Source organism: Lentzea sp. NPDC059081, assembly GCF_042738015.1.
Classification (GTDB): Bacteria; Actinomycetota; Actinomycetes; order Mycobacteriales; family Pseudonocardiaceae; genus Lentzea.
This window is the reverse complement of record NZ_JBHYGW010000008.1, coordinates 120,685-135,473: the sequence shown is the minus strand read 5'-3', so window position 1 is coordinate 135,473 and position 14,789 is coordinate 120,685. Positions and strand designations below refer to the sequence as shown.

General features: G+C 69.2%; 13 protein-coding genes. 9 read left to right on the top strand and 4 right to left on the bottom strand.

The features are described from left to right. The first annotated feature begins 56 nt into the window (after positions 1 to 56). Entirely contained in the window at positions 57 to 3,566 is a 3,510-nt protein-coding gene (locus ACFWV3_RS20390) for an indolepyruvate ferredoxin oxidoreductase family protein (protein WP_382412955.1), read from the top strand. Positions 3,567 to 3,597: 31 nt separating this feature from the next. Here ACFWV3_RS20390 and ACFWV3_RS20385 read toward each other — a convergent pair whose 3' ends face one another. The 3 genes from ACFWV3_RS20385 to ACFWV3_RS20375 all read right to left on the bottom strand — a co-directional run bounded on the left by ACFWV3_RS20385 (position 3,598) and on the right by ACFWV3_RS20375 (position 7,038). Next, positions 3,598 to 4,209, bottom strand: coding sequence for an SRPBCC family protein (locus ACFWV3_RS20385; RefSeq protein WP_382412954.1), 612 nt, complete (start codon positions 4,207 to 4,209; stop codon positions 3,598 to 3,600). Between the two features lie 188 nt (positions 4,210 to 4,397). Next, a complete protein-coding gene (locus tag ACFWV3_RS20380; protein ID WP_382412953.1) occupies positions 4,398 to 6,200 on the bottom strand; it encodes a bifunctional sugar phosphate isomerase/epimerase/4-hydroxyphenylpyruvate dioxygenase family protein in 1,803 nt (600 codons plus the stop codon). Then, positions 6,190 to 7,038 carry a shikimate dehydrogenase gene (locus ACFWV3_RS20375; protein ID WP_382412952.1) on the bottom strand — a complete coding sequence of 283 codons (849 nt, stop codon included), beginning with the start codon at positions 7,036 to 7,038 and terminating at the stop codon, positions 6,190 to 6,192. The genes ACFWV3_RS20380 and ACFWV3_RS20375 overlap by 11 nt, the downstream gene beginning before the upstream one ends. Before the next feature lie 111 nt (positions 7,039 to 7,149). Here ACFWV3_RS20375 and ACFWV3_RS20370 point away from each other — a divergent pair, with 111 nt between their 5' ends. Together ACFWV3_RS20370 and ACFWV3_RS20365 are read left to right on the top strand one after the other, a co-directional pair. After that, the gene (locus tag ACFWV3_RS20370) at positions 7,150 to 7,791 is read left to right on the top strand and encodes a TetR/AcrR family transcriptional regulator (RefSeq protein ID WP_382412951.1); all 642 of its coding nucleotides are present in this window, start codon (positions 7,150 to 7,152) and stop codon (positions 7,789 to 7,791) included. Positions 7,792 to 7,865: 74 nt separating this feature from the next. Further along, positions 7,866 to 9,158, top strand: a complete 1,293-nt coding sequence (locus ACFWV3_RS20365) for an MFS transporter (protein WP_382412950.1) — start codon at positions 7,866 to 7,868, stop codon at positions 9,156 to 9,158. Positions 9,159 to 9,183: 25 nt separating this feature from the next. Here ACFWV3_RS20365 and ACFWV3_RS20360 read toward each other — a convergent pair whose 3' ends face one another. After that, on the bottom strand, positions 9,184 to 9,756 hold the full coding sequence (locus ACFWV3_RS20360; protein WP_382412949.1) for a TetR/AcrR family transcriptional regulator: 573 nt from the start codon (positions 9,754 to 9,756) through the stop codon (positions 9,184 to 9,186). Positions 9,757 to 9,806: 50 nt separating this feature from the next. Here ACFWV3_RS20360 and ACFWV3_RS20355 point away from each other — a divergent pair, with 50 nt between their 5' ends. The 6 genes from ACFWV3_RS20355 to ACFWV3_RS20330 all read left to right on the top strand — a co-directional run bounded on the left by ACFWV3_RS20355 (position 9,807) and on the right by ACFWV3_RS20330 (position 14,728). Next, complete coding sequence (locus ACFWV3_RS20355) at positions 9,807 to 10,721, top strand: NADP-dependent oxidoreductase (protein WP_382412948.1); 915 nt, start codon at positions 9,807 to 9,809, stop codon at positions 10,719 to 10,721. Positions 10,722 to 10,723: 2 nt separating this feature from the next. Next, positions 10,724 to 11,089, top strand: a complete 366-nt coding sequence (locus ACFWV3_RS20350) for a hypothetical protein (protein WP_382412947.1) — start codon at positions 10,724 to 10,726, stop codon at positions 11,087 to 11,089. 290 nt (positions 11,090 to 11,379) lie between these two features. Further along, positions 11,380 to 12,255, top strand: a complete 876-nt coding sequence (locus ACFWV3_RS20345) for a helix-turn-helix transcriptional regulator (protein WP_382412946.1) — start codon at positions 11,380 to 11,382, stop codon at positions 12,253 to 12,255. A gap of 85 nt (positions 12,256 to 12,340) precedes the next feature. Next, entirely contained in the window at positions 12,341 to 12,874 is a 534-nt protein-coding gene (locus ACFWV3_RS20340; protein WP_382412945.1) for a YbaB/EbfC family nucleoid-associated protein, read from the top strand. A 34-nt stretch (positions 12,875 to 12,908) separates the two neighbouring features. Then, on the top strand, positions 12,909 to 13,214 hold the full coding sequence (locus ACFWV3_RS20335) for a type VII secretion target (protein WP_382412944.1): 306 nt from the start codon (positions 12,909 to 12,911) through the stop codon (positions 13,212 to 13,214). Next, complete coding sequence (locus ACFWV3_RS20330) at positions 13,214 to 14,728, top strand: hypothetical protein (protein ID WP_382412943.1); 1,515 nt, start codon at positions 13,214 to 13,216, stop codon at positions 14,726 to 14,728. Before ACFWV3_RS20335 ends, ACFWV3_RS20330 begins: the two co-directional genes overlap by 1 nt. Positions 14,729 to 14,789: the final 61 nt, after the last annotated feature.

Below are 14,789 nucleotides of genomic sequence, written 5' to 3'. Positions count from 1 at the left end.
GTACCGCGGTCGATGTCCCCAACAATAGGGATTCCCCCCAGCTGACACGAGGATCGATGATGACGCGAACAACTGTTCCCGGATCGGTCGTGCCGACCGGCAGCCCCCTCGACGACCGGTTCGACCTCGTGGACGGCGAGGTTCACCTGTCGGGGATCCAGGCGCTGGTCAGACTGCCGATGGACCAGCGCCGGCTGGATCTGCGGAACGGTCTCGACGTCGGCGTCTTCGTCTCGGGCTACGAGGGATCGCCGCTCGCCGGCCTCGACCAGCAGCTGGCGCGACAACGGAAACGGCTGGACGCGCACCGCGTCGTCTTCACACCGGGGGTCAACGAGGAGCTGGCCGCGAACGCGGTCCAGGGGTCGCAGTTCGCGTCGGCGTCACCCGATCTCATCGGCGACGGTGTCGTCGGCATCTGGTACGGCAAGGCGCCGGGACTGGACCGCGCCACCGACGCGATCCGGCACAGCAACCTCGGCGGGACCCACCCCCGCGGCGGGGTGCTCGCCCTGGTCGGCGACGACTCGACGGCGAAGTCCTCCACGGTTCCCAGCAGCTCCGAGCCCGCCATCGCGGAGCTGGGGATGCCGTGCCTGTCCCCCGCCGATCCGCAGGACATCCTGGACCTCGGGCTGCACGGGATCGCCCTGTCGCGTGCCTGCGGGTTGTGGGTCGCCATGAAGCTGGCGACCAACGTCGTCGACGGTGCCGGCACGGTCAGCCTGAGCTCCGCCCGTGTCGAGCCGGTGGCGCCCGACACCACGTTCGACGGCGCTGCGTTCGTCCATCAGCCCACCGGTGACCTGCTGCAACCCGTTCTCGGGAGGCTGGAGGCGACCCAGGTCCGGCAGCGCATCGAGCTCGCCCGGCGCTACGCCGCCGCGAACGGCATCAACCAGATCATCGGGGATCCGGCGGCCACCATCGGGATCGTGTGCGCGGGCGCCACCTACCGCGACGTCCGGCAGGCCTTGACGGACATGGGCATCACCGGCACGACCATCGTCGAGAGCGGTGTCCGCGTCCTCAAGCTCGGGATGGTGCATCCGCTCGAGCCCGGCGTCGTCGAGCGGTTCAGCGACGGCCTGACCGAGATCGTGGTGGTCGAGGAGAAGAAGGCGTTCATCGAACTGGCCCTCAAGGACCTGCTGTACGGACGGCCGGCGGCGCCGCGCGTCCACGGCAAGCGGGACGAAGCGGGCGGGGAGCTCTTCCGGGCCGACGGCGACCTGCCGGCCGACTACATCGCCGCCCGTCTGGCGCCGCGCATCCGCCGGCACGACGGCCCGGCGTCGGTCATCGCCTGGTTGGACCGGCAGCGGTCGGCACGGCGTGTGCCGACCCTGCTGCCGATCCTCCCTCGGCGTCCCGCGTTCTGCTCCGGCTGTCCGCACAACAGCTCCACCAAGGTGCCGGAGGGGTCGCTCGTGGGTGCCGGGATCGGCTGCCACACGATGATCGCGTTCCTGCCGGAGGACCGGGTGGGGTCCTCGATCGGGCACAGCCAGATGGGCGGTGAGGGCGCCGCCTGGACCGGCATGGCCCCGTTCGTCACGCGGGACCACCTGTTCCAGAACCTGGGTGACGGCACCTTCCACCACTCGGGGTCGCTCGCGATCCGCGCCGCGATCGCCAGTGGAGCGCACATCACCTACAAGCTTCTCTACAACGACGCGGTCGCGATGACCGGGGGTCAGCGGGCGGTCGGGAAGATGGAGGTTCCGCAGATCGTGACCGCGCTGCTGGCCGAGGGCGTCGCACGGATCGTGGTCACCAGTGACGACCCGAAGCGCAGCAGGCGTGCGTTCGGGTGGCGGCTTTCCTCGAAGGTCGTTGTCCGCCACCGGGACGACATGATCCCGGTGCAGGAGGAGCTGTCCCGCGTTCCCGGTGTGACGGTGCTGATCCACGAGCAGAAGTGCGCGACGGAGCTGCGCCGCAAGCGCAAGCGCGGTCTCGTCGAGGCACCGCAGCGCCGCATCCTCATCAACGAGCGGGTCTGCGAGGGCTGCGGGGACTGCGGTGACAAGTCGGGGTGTCTGTCGGTGCGGCCGACGGAGACGGAGTTCGGCCGCAAGACGGCGGTCCACCAGGCCTCGTGCAACCTCGACTTCTCCTGCCTCAAGGGCGACTGCCCGTCCTTCGTCGAGGTCGTCCCGGGCAAGGGGAACAAGCAGGCCTCGAAGCCGGCCGCGGTCCCGGTCACGACGTTGCCCGCGCCTCGGCAGCTCGTGAAGGCCGACGACTTCTCGATGCGGATCATGGGTGTCGGCGGTACCGGTGTCGTGACCGTGGCGCAGGTGCTCGCGGCGGCCGCTTCCCGTGCGGGTCTGAAGGTCATGGGACTCGACCAGCTCGGGCTGGCCCAGAAGGGCGGGGCGGTGGTGTCGGACATCCGGATGTCCACTTCGGACATCGCGGGGTCCAACAAGATCGGGCCGGGTGCCTGCGACCTCTACTTCGGCTGCGACGTCCTCGTCGCGGCGGCCGAGGCGAACCTCGCCGTCATGGGCGCGGGACGCACCTACGCGGTCGTGTCGACCTCGGTCACGCCCACGGTGCAGATGGTGACCGACACCAAGACGTCTTTCCCAGAGCGCCAGGACCTGATCGCGCGGATCGAGTGGTCGGGTCCGCGGCCCGAGAACGTGTTCGTGGACACCCACCAGGCGATCGCGGGTGCGAACCTGAACGGCGACCAGTACGACAACATCTTCCTGCTGGGGGTCGCCGTGCAGGCGGGTGTCCTGCCCCTGTCGCCGGAGGACGTCGAGTGGGCGCTGGACCTCAACGGGGTCGAGGTCGAGCGGAACATCAAGGCGTTCCGGCTCGGCAGGCGTCACGCCCTCGGTGAGGCGCCTGCCGGCCGTGCGGAGGCCACAATGCAACACCGCCGCACCGGCGAGGTGGCATCGACCGTGAACGTCCCGGCGGACAGCGATCTGGGTGCCGTCGTCCTACGGCGCGTCGACGAGCTCATCGCCTACCAGGACCTCGCGTGGGCGCAGCGGTACGCGAGCGAAGTCGAGAACGTCCGGAAGACCGAGGAGTCCGCGCTTCCCGGCAGCACGGCGATCACGGAGGCCTTTGCGCGGCACCTGTTCAAGGTGATGGCCTACAAGGACGAGTACGAGGTCGCCCGGCTGCACGTGGATCCGGCCCTGCAGCGCCAGATCCACGACGAGTTCGGCGAGGGAGCGAGGTACTCGATCCTGCTCCACCCGCCGATCCTGCGGGCAGTGGGACTGAAGAACAAGATCCGCCTCCAGTCCTGGTGGGCCAAGCCCGTGCTCCGAGGCCTGCACGCGGCGCGTGCCCTGCGCGGCACGCGCTTCGACATCTTCGGCTACGACAGGGTGCGCCGTGAGGAACGGAACCTCATCGACGACTACGTCCGATCCATGGCCACCGCGGCCACCGCGCTCTCGGCCGCGACGCGTGACCTGGTTCTCGAGCTCGCGGAGTTGCCCGACGTCGTCCGGGGATACGAGGACGTCAAGCTGCGGACGTTGAAGGAGTACCAGGAACGCCGCACGGCGATCCTGGAGAAACTCGCCGGGTGACGTGCTCGGCGAGGCGGCGCTGCCCGGTCGGTCAGTCGGTCTGAGCCGGCACCGGCCGCGGGCAGTTCGTCCGTGCTTCGGCGGTGTCCTTGATGCGGTTCACCCAGTCCCGCAGGCCCGCGTCGAGGCTCGCCTGGTTGCCGGGGACGTCGGCCTCGACGGGAGCGCCCGCCCAGGACTCCTCGGTGGTGACGAGAACTCCGCCGCGCACGGGCTTGAACGTGAACAGGTGGATGCCGTTGATGCCGTTGACCGGTGCGGCCCAGGCGGTGCACACCCGCGGGGAGACCGCCGTGACGGTCGAGGTGACCTTCATGTTCTGCGGCGACCACGTGAACGTCGACCCGGGACGCAGCGGGCCCGGCGTGGTCTTGCTCGCCGGGGTGATCTCGGGGATCCAGGCGGACCAGGCGTCGATATCCGTGTGCAGACGCCAGATCGTCGATACGGGCGCCTTGACGAGCACGCTCGCCTTGCTGATGACCGGGGCGGTCTTGTCGACTGTGACGTGGCGGCACACCTCGTGTCCGCGGGTGTCCGGTCGCGCGTTGTCGGCGGCCGCGACCGGCAGGGTGGCGAGGGTGGCCGCCGTGCTGAGTGCGGCGATGCCCGCGCAGCGCAGGAAGGTGGAACTGAGGTTCATCGGGGGTCGTCCTCATCGATGTGCGTTTTTCGTCTGCCGTGGACGATCGTGGCCGCGCGAGGACAGCCGCACATCGGCAACCGGTGCCTAGTTGCACATGCCTAGTACCGCACCGACCCCAGTACCGCACCGACCCCAGTACCGCACCGACCCTAGTACCGCACGGTCGTTCCTCGCCGAAGTGCCGGTCACGGCTGAGCGGACCGGCGCGCCTCGTGATGGGCCGCCATGCGGACGGGAGCGTTGGCGACGCCGAACCCGCGGTAGCCGCCGATCCGTTGCACCACCTCGAAGAACACCCTGGCACCTGCCAGCGCGGTGTAGAAGTGCAGGAGCTCGCCGTGCTCATCGCGGTCGTACAGCACGGAGTTCGCGCGCAGGGCGTCGAGCCGGTCGGCCGGCAAGGCGGTGCGAGCGGCGAGGTCGTCGTAGTAGTTGCCGGGGATCTCCAGCAGTCGTCCGCCCAGCCGCCTCAACGCCCGTGCGGACGCGATGGCGTCGGTGCAGCTGAAGGCGATGTGTTGCGGCGCTTCGACCGCCGGAGCCCACCCGCCGCGGCGGACGAGGGCGCAGTCGAGGGTCAGGCGGACGCCGGTGCCGCTCACGCCCCGGCTGCGCACCAGGCCGAACGGGGCCGCGAACTCCGTGGCGGCGCCCGGGGTCAGGCCCAGCACCAGGCGGTGGAAGAGCGTGGCCTCGTCGAAGTTGTCGAAGGGCTGCGTCAGTGCGACGTGGTCGATGCCGGTGAGGCCCGCGTCCGGGGCCGGGTCGACCGTGGGCGCGAAGCCACTGGGCGCGGTGTCGGCCGGCACGAAGTCGTTCAACCACTCGTCGTCGGCGCACAGGAAGAGATGGGTGCCATCCGGAGCGGCGATCGCGGTCAGGGCCGCCTCGCCGGGACCGGGAGTGCGCGCGAGTGGCGGGGCGAGCATGACCTTCGCCCGTTGCTCCGCTGCCGCCGGGTCCGGCACCGAGACTCCCAGCGCGCCGATGGAGCCGGGTTCGCCGTGGGCGTTGACCAGGACGCGAGCCTCTCCCTGGGTCCACAGCTCCACCGGTTTCGAGCGGTGCACACCCGCGCGGGTGAAGCCGAGCGCGGCGAGGTCCGGTTCTCCCACCACCTCGGCGAAGGCGAAGCCCGACGGGACGGGCGCGGCGGGAACGTCCAGCAGTCCCAGGGAGTCCTTCAGGCCGACGAGCGAGCGCATCGCGTCGACCGCGGTCCGGTGCGGGTCGGACTGGCGGAAGACGTCGTTGAAGACCTCCAGCGAGAGCGGTCCTTCGTAGCCCGTGCCGAGGACGTCGCGGGTGAACGTCGTCAGGTCGAAGTCGCCCTGTCCCGGGAAGAGGCGGTGGTGGCGGCTCCACGGGAGCACGTCCATCGGGAGTGTCGGCGCGTCGGCCAGCTGCAGGAAGAAGATCTTGTCGCCCGGAATCGCGCGGATCGCCCGCGGATCGTCCCCTGTGGACAAGATGTGGAAGCTGTCCAGGCAGACGCCCAGCGCCGGGTGGGCGGCGCGGCGGACGATCCGCCAGGCGTGCTCGTAGCCGTGGACGTACCGGCCCCAGGCCAGGGCTTCGTAGGCGATGCGCAGGCCCCGTTCGCCGGCGCGCGTCGCCAGCAGGTGCAGCTGTTCGGCCGCGAGGTCGTCGTCGTCGATCGCGTCCGGGGAGACCGACGAGCAGACCAGCACGGTGTCCGCTCCCAGTCCGGCCATGACGTCGAACTTGTGCTCCGCCCGGCGGAGGTTGGCGGCGAGGACGTCCGGCGGCACGGCCTCGAAGTCGCGGAACGGCTGGTACAGGTCGACGGTGAGGCCGAGGTCGGTGCAGCGCCGCCGGACCTCGGACGGACTGCGAGGCGACGCGAGCAGGTCGTTCTCGAACAGCTCCACGCCGTCGAAGCCCGCCTCGGCGGCCGCGACCAGCTTGTCGTCGAGGGTGCCGGACAGGCACACGGTGGCGATGGCGGTGCGCGGGTCACGACGCATGGGCGGGTTCCCCCTCCAGCTCCTCGAAGTGCGCGAGCATGCGGGCGGCGTCCGGTTCGGCCCCGGTGAACAGCCGCAGCGACTCGGCGGCCTGGAGCACGACCATGCCGCCGCCGTGCAGCACCCGGCAGCCGCGTGCGCGCGCCGCGGCCAGCAGTGCGGTCTCCAGCGGGCGGTAGACGATGTCGGCGACCCAGAGCTCGTCGCGCAGCAACGACTCGTCGAGCGGCAGGCCGGGATGCGCGGCCATGCCGGTGGGCGTGGCGTGCACCAGACCGTCGGCGAACCGCACGGCCTCGGGGGCGCACGTGACGGCCCGGCCGGCGCCGAACCTGCGCCGCAACGACGCCACGAGGTGCTCGGCGCGTTCTCGGTCCACGTCGTGCACTCCAAGGCGTTCCGTGCCCAGCGACAGCAACGCGTGGCCCACGGCGGCACCCGCTCCGCCCGCGCCCAGCAGGACGACGGACTCCCGGCGCGCGCCGGGAAGGCCGCGGCTCAGGCTGCGGGCGAACCCCGTCGCGTCGGTGTTGTGACCGATCGCGCGACCTTCGTCGAACACGACGGTGTTGACGGCGCCCAACGCCGCGGCCTCCGGGACCAGCTCGTCGAGGTGCGGCAGGACCGCCTGCTTGCCGGGGTGGGTGATGTTGAGACCGTGGAAGCCTTCCGCCCTCGCCGCCGCCAGCACCTCGCCCACCGGTCGGCCGAGCACGTCGAGGTCCAGCAGGCGGTAGGTGTAGCGCAGCCCCAGTTCCGCGGCTTCGCGTTCGTGCAGGGCCGGGCTGAGGGACGGGCCGATGCCGGAGCCGATCAGCCCGATCAGGTACTGGGTCACCCGACCTCCCGACTTAATGTACGAACTAGTGAGTTCAACGTAGCGCACCACCCTGCGAGCCGGAAGGGCTGCACTAGAGTTGGCAGCCGGACGCAGATCGAAGGGGGCCCGGTGGCCGCACCGTCATCCGATGCCGAGCACCAGCGGGACAAGGACCGCACGCGCGCCGACATCCTGGACGTCGCCACGCGGGAGTTCGCGGACAAGGGCTACACGGGCGCGCGCGTCGACGAGATCGCCGAGCGGACCAGCACGACCAAACGGATGATCTACTACTACTTCGGCGGCAAGGAGCAGCTCTACATCGCCGTGCTGGAGCGGGCCTACCTGGCGATCCGGGCCCTGGAGGCCGAGCTCGACGTCGAGCACCTCGAACCCGAGGACGCGATCCGCCGGCTCGCCGAGCTGACCTTCGACCACCACGAGGCCCATCCGGACTTCATCCGGCTCGTGAGCATCGAGAACATCCACCGCGCCGAGCACATCGCGCGTTCGGAGGTGCTGGCGGGACTCGCGAACCCGGCACTGGACGGACTGACGCAGATCCTCGAACGAGGCCGCGCCGCCGGCCGGTTCCGCACCGACGCCGACCCGCTCGACGTGCACATGGTGATCAGCTCGTTCTGCGTCTTCCGGCTCGCGAACCGGCACACGTTCGCCGCGATCTTCGGCCGCGACATGCTCGACCCGGACCGGCGCGAGCACTACCGACGCATGCTCGGTGACATGCTGATCGACTACCTGACCAGCTGAAACCAACCCTTGACACGCGGGGGTGACGTATCCCACTTTTGATTAACTAACTAGATCGTACATCGGAGTACGCCGTGACCACATCGATGGCCCGCAAGACTGCGCTGGCAGCCTGGATCGGCAGCGCCCTCGAGTACTACGACTTCTTCATCTACGGCACAGCCGCTGCACTGGTGTTCAACAAGGTCTTCTTCCCCGCCGCCGCGCCCGCGACGGGCACCCTCCTCGCCCTGGCCACGTTCGGCGTGGGCTACCTCGCCCGGCCGCTCGGAGCCTTCGTGCTCGGCCATGTCGGCGACCGCTTCGGGCGCAAGAAAGTTCTCGTCTTCACGTTGCTGCTGATGGGCTTCGCGACGTTCGCGGTCGGCTGCCTGCCCACCTACGAGACCGCGGGCGTGCTCGCACCGGTCCTGCTCGTCGTTCTCCGCCTGCTGCAAGGACTTTCGGCCTCGGGCGAGCAGGCCGGGGCGAACTCGATGTCGCTGGAGCACGCGCCGGAGCACCGCCGGGCGTACTTCACGAGCTTCACCCTGAGCGGCACCCAGGCAGGCCAGATCCTCGCCACCGCGATCTTCCTGCCGGTGGCGGCACTCCCCCAGGACGACCTGCTCACGTGGGGCTGGCGCGTGCCGTTCTGGTGCAGCGCGGTCGTCGTGGTCGTCGGCCTCGTGATCCGCCGCAAGATCGACGAGACCACGGCCTTCCGCCGCACCAAGGTCGCGAAGCTGCCGGCCGCGACGTTGTTCCGCACGCACTGGGCGGACGTGCTGCGGGTCGTGGTCGCCGCCACGATCGCGTCGGTCAGCACGATCTTCACCGTCTACGCCCTGAGCTACGCGGTGAACACGATCGGCCTGGCCCGCACGCCGATGCTCTGGGTCGGCGTCCTCGCGAACGTCGTCGCACTGGCGGCGATCCCGGCGCTGGCGACCCTCTCCGACCGGATCGGCCGCAAACCGGTGTTCCTGGCGGGCTGCGGCGCGTGCGCGGTGCTGATCTTCCCGTACCTGTGGTCGATCTCGATCGGCTCCTACGGTCTGGTGTTCGCGCTCGGCATCCTGCTGTTCGGCGTGGCCTACTCCGCGATCAACGGCATCTGGCCGTCGCTGTACGGCGAGATGTTCAGCACCGAGGTCCGGCTGTCCGGCATGGCGATCGGCACGCAGATCGGGTTCGCGATCGCCGGTCTCGCGCCGACCGTGGTCGCGGCGATCGGCTCAGGACGTGAGGACTGGCTCGGCGTCGCGGTGTTCACGGCGGGGATCTGCGCGCTGAGCGCGGCGGCGATCGCGACAGGGCGGGAGACGTTCCAGCGGCCGACCGCGGAGCTCGGGCGGCTGCCGCGGGAGTCGGCGATTCCGGCCTGAGGACCACAAGGACGACGCCGGACTGTCACGACGAGCCGCGGGCGCTCGAAGCCCACTCGGCGGCAAGCCGTCGCAGGAAGTCGTCGGTCGCGGGAGTCCGGGCGAGGAAGCGCTGGAACAGCACCGGTCCGCAGAGCGTCGCGTACTCCTCGGCCGTGAGATGCGCTCCCCGTGGCGCGAGCAACGCGTTCAGGGCGGATCTGCGGTTGGCGACGATCTCCCGCAGCGCGGCGGCGCAGCCCTGGTCGGAGTCGGCGCAGGCGATCAGGGTCGTAAGCGGCGCCGCGCTGGCCGGGTCGTTCATGCCGTCGCGCAGTCCGAACAGGAACGCGGCGACGATCTCCTCCGCGGAGCCGGAACCGTCGGGCATTCCCGACTCCGCGTGTTCCAGTGCCAGGTCGACGAACAGCGCCTCGCGGGTCGGCCAGTGCCGGTACAGCGTCTGCCTGGTCACCCTGGCCTGCGTCGAGAGCTCCTGGTAGGTCACCGCGGTCGGCCCACCGTCGGCCAGCAGCGTCCGAGCGAGCGCGAGGACGTGCGACTTCGTTCGCTGGACGCGCGGGTCGACCGCGCTTTCCGGCGCCTTCCGCGTCTCCATCCGACAATCATACACAACGTCGCCTATCACACACTGTGTATGATAAATCGATGAAGAGCATCCGCTACGCCGAGTACGGCGGCCCCGAGGTCCTGGAGCTGGTCGACGTGCCCGAGCCGCAGGCCGGACCGGGCCAGATCCGGATCGCGGTCCACGCCGCCGGGGTCAACGGCTTCGACTGGAAGATCCGTGCGGGACATCTAAAGGAGGTCGCACCAGTCACGTTCCCGTCGGGGACAGGCCTGGATGCCGCAGGTGTCGTCGACCAAGTCGGCGCCGGAGTCGAGGACGTCGAGACCGGCACCGCCGTGTTCGGCACCGGTGCCGACACCTACGCCGAGTACGCCGTCCTGTCAGCCTGGGCGCGCAAGCCCGGGATGCTCGGCTTCGCCGAGGCCGCCGGTTACGGCGTCCCGGTCGCGACAGCGCATCGCATTCTCGACCAACTGCACGTCACAGCCGGCCAGACGGTTCTGGTCAGCGGCGCGTCAGGAGGCGTCGGGACAGCACTGGTGCAGATCGCCATCTCCCGAGGTGTGCGTGTCATCGGCACCGCGAGCGAGGCCAACCAGTCCTATCTCGCAGATCTCGGTGCCACCCCCGTGGTCTACGGCCACGGCCTCGTCGATCGGGCTCGCACACTGGCTGCCGACGGCATCGACGCGGCGTTCGACATCGCGGGTTCAGGCATCATCCCCGATCTCGTCGAACTCACCGGCGACGCCGCGAAGGTGCTCTCCATCGCCGATTTCACCGCCCCTGAGCACGGCGCCCAGGTCAACACCGGCGCCGGCGGCAACCGCACAGCCGCGCTCGCCGAGGCGGCGCGCCTCTTCGAAGCCGGCCAGTTGCGCATTCCGGTTGCGAACTCCTTCGCACTCGATCAGGCCTCCGAAGCGCACGCGGCCAGCCAGACGGGCCACGTCGCCGGCCGCACCGTCATCGTCGTCCGGAATGGACAGTGACCATGAGTGCCATCACCACGATCGTCCACTTCTCGATGCCGGTGCAGAACGTCGAACGGTTCTTCGCGTTCTGGCAGGAGTCCATCCGGCCCGTGGTCGAGCGCCAGCCCGGCCTGCTGGACGGGATCTTCCACCGCTACCTCGATGACGAAGGGCGATTCCAGTTCATCAACGTCGCACGCTGGGAGAGTGCCGAGTTGCTCACCGAGGCACTCCGAAGGACGGCGGAGGAGATGCGTGACGACGGCATCGAGATGCTGGACGTTCTCCGCGAACTCGGGGTGACGGTCTCTCAGAACAACTACCTGGAGGCTGTGCACTACTCGGGTGGCGGAGGGCGTCCGGGAACAGCCGCAGCAGCTGGTTGACGCCGCCGCGAGCGAGTCGTTTCTCAACCAGCGCGTCGTGGGCGAGCCCTACGGCATCGACGACGCCTCGCGATAGCGGCAGAAGACGTGCTCGGCGAACGAATCGTGCACGAAACTCCGCGCGAATCGATGCGAAGTGACCGTGGTTCGCGCCCTCTCGCTCACAAAATCTGTCTATTCGTATGCAGTGGCGCGTGGGCGACTGGCAGGCCTTGTCCATCAGGTTCTCGTTTTTCCCTGGGTCTGCCAGACCTACCTTCACAGGGCGAAGTTGCGAAAGACTGAAGAACATGGCTTCTCATCCGCATGCCCGAGAGCTGGGAGACTTCCTGCGCGCCCGGCGTGGGCAACTGCGCCCGCAGGACGTCGGCCTGGAATCGGGTGGCAACCGCAAAGTCAGCGGGCTGCGACGTGAGGAGCTGGCACTGCTGGCGGGCCTGAGCACCGACTATTACCAACGGATGGAACAAGGCCGGGAGATACGGCCGTCCGATGCCGTTCTCGACGCCGTGGCCACTGCGCTGGGGCTCGACGAGAAGGACCGCAGACACCTGTTCTCACTGGCTCGCGCCGCGCGGCAACCGATGCGCCGTCGCGCACAAAATATCCCCGACCTGGTTCCGGACAGCACCCGGCGGCTGCTTCGAGTGATGGCGACACCGGCCATCGTCCTCAGCAGACACCTCGACCTGCTCGACTGGAACCTGCTGGCAGAAATGCTGCTCGGCTCCCCCTACGACTACCCCGCCGACCGCTTGAACATGCTCCTGCTGATGTTCGACCCGTCGTTCGCGGATCCGCGGACCTGCTCCAACTGGGAAAATCAGGCCCTGAACTACATAGGCATGATGCGCAGTGCCATCGCCTTCGATCCCACCCATCCGCGCGCCACCGCGATCGTGGGAGAGCTGAGCATTCGCAGTGCCGATTTCCGACGGCTGTGGGCGCGGCATGACGTCCGGGAGAGAGTCAGTGGCACCAATACCTTCCACGTTCCGGAGATCGGTGACATCACCATGACCTGGGACACCTACCCTCTGCCCGGTCGTCCAGGCCCGTTCATGCTCATCTTCACCGCAGAGCCGGGCGGCGCGGACGCTGATCGACTGCGGATTCTCACATCATTGCGCACGGCCGGTCACTCCGCGACGGAATTTCCTGAATGACAGGAAGCAACACATCAACAGCAACCGAATTTTCACGGTGAAGTAGAAGTTTGAAACGACGCCGCGACGGCGTGAGGGGGATTTGATGGATCCGTTGGCTCCTATGGACGGCCGACAGATGGCCGGAGTCGATCCTGACCTGTGGATGCAGGAGATACAGACGAAGGCCGCCGACCTCGCGGCGAAGTCGGCACAGCTGCAGGTGGACATGACGCAAGCGTCCGCCACCGTGATGTCGAAGGACCACGCGGTGCGGGTGACGATCGCTCCTACCGGTGCCTTGCAAGACATCCAGCTCACCGACCACGCCGCCAGACTGAGCCCGCTGCGCTTGCAGGCCTCGATCATGGAGGCTGTCGGAAGAGGTCAGCGCGCGGCTTCGGAGAAGATGATGGAGGCCTTCGCGCCGCTGGGCGCTGGTACCGAGTCGATGGACCTCGTGCTGTCGTACCTCCCACCTGCGGTGGAGGACGAGGCGGAAGACTCGCGGTACGGCTATGACGACGACGGCTACGCCGTCGAGGATCGACGACCCGCCGCCCCGCAGCCGCCTCGACACGTCCAGCCGGCACGCCGCCCGGCAGTCGAGGACGAGGACGAGGACGGTCAGCCTTGGTGACCTCATCGACGTCTGCCGCGCGGGGAGGCTGCTGATGGCGGGCCAGTTCGACGCGGATCCTGAAGCGATCACGGCGTTCGCCGACAACGTGGACGCGATCGCCGCTCAGCTCGAGGTCTCGAAGTCCACGCTTGGCGGGGTGTCCTTCCAGATCACGGTGTGGGGTGTGGTCGGTTCCCTCTTCGCCATGGCGGCGGCCGCCGAGGTCGGGAAAGCGGCCGGGTGCATCGCCAAGTACGAGGAGGGGCTGCGTGAGGCCGCGAAGAACGCGCGCCTGACCGCGGACACCTACACCAACGTCGACCAGGGCAATGCCGACACGTTCTCGCGAGGCGCCTGATGACAACGGGTTTCAGTTTCACGCCGGGCTTCGGTGACGACACCGAGCTCAACGACAAGTTCGCCGGTGCGGGCATGGTCGACACGGTCGCGGGCCTGGTGAAGGCGGTGAACGAGCAGGACAGCTCCTCGATCGCCGCCTTCAGCGTCGGTCTGGCGTTCGACACGGTCGGCGCGATGCTCAACCCGCTCGGCTCCCTCCTCGCCGCCGGTGTCGGCTGGCTGATCGACCACCTCTTCTTCCTGCGCGAGCCGCTCGACCTGCTGATCGGCGACAACATCGCGATCCGGCAGGAGACCGAGAAGCTCAAGGAGGACGCCGAGCACTACGAGGGCCTCGCCTCCGGGCACCTCGACGCCCTCAAGAAGCTCGACGGCTGGATCGGTGAGACGGCCGACAACTTCCGCGCCTCCATGGCTCATGTCGCCAAGGAGCTGGAGGTCATCGGCTCCGCGGTGAACTCCTCCGCGAAGCTGATGGGCACGATGGGCGCGGTCGTGACCGCCGTGCGCTCGCTGGTCCGCGACATCATCGCCATGGTGGTCGGCGGCCTGATCGGTGGCGCGTTGATCGCCGCCAGCCTGGCCCCGTTCACCTTCGGCGCGTCGATCGTGGCGTTCGTCGGCGTCGCCGTGGGGACCGCGCTCGAAGCGCTGGCCCGGATCCTGACGCACATCACCAAGCTCAAGTCGGTGTTGTCCTCGTCGGCCAAGGCCACCGACGACCTCGGTGCCGCTCTCGCGAAGATGGGCGACGACGCCGCCCGCTTCGGCAAGGGCGGCAGCTCCTCAGGCGTCTCGACCCCACCCCCGGTCAAGGGCCCCGGCGACAGCCCGCCCTCGGTCAACGGCGGCAGCGGCGCCGGTGGCGCCAAGCCCCCGGCCGGTGACGCGCCTCCGGTCCAGAAACCGCCGGAGGTCAACGGAGGGCCGGGCGGTTCCAGCGGCGGCACGAAGCCGCCCGGCGACAACACCGGCACGGCGGGGGTGAAGCCGGACGACGCGGCACCGAAGCCGGCGGGCGGTGACGCCGGCACGCCCAAACCGCCCGCCGGCGACTCCGCGGCGCCGAAGCCTCCCGGCGCGGACGGTCCCGGTGCTCCGGGTGCTCCCAAGCCGGACAGCGCGGCGCCGAAGCCTTCCGGCTCGGACGCTCCCGCCACGAGAGGCCCGGGCGGCGCGGGAGGCTCGGCGTCACCGGGCGCCTGGACCCAGGCCACCAAGCACGTGGACGACCTCAGCAAGGTCAGCAAGGACCGCCTGGAGAGCACGCTCACCACCAAGTTCGGCAAGACGCCAGACGAGGCAGCCGGCATCACCCAGTGGATCAAGAACTTCGAAGGGGTCGCCGCCCCCGGTGGCCAGATCACGGTGGCGGGCAAGACGGTCGCCACCGGCTCGTTCCTGCACCTGGTGCACGAGCTCTGGAAGGAGCTCGGAGCGGACAAGCACGCCCAGGACGAGAATAAGGACTTCATGGCCGACCTGAAGGAGCACAACAACTCCCAGCCCTGAACGTCCCGGCATCGAGCTGATCCAGGAGGCAGGTGGGAGTGCGCCCTCCCTGCCGGGCGCA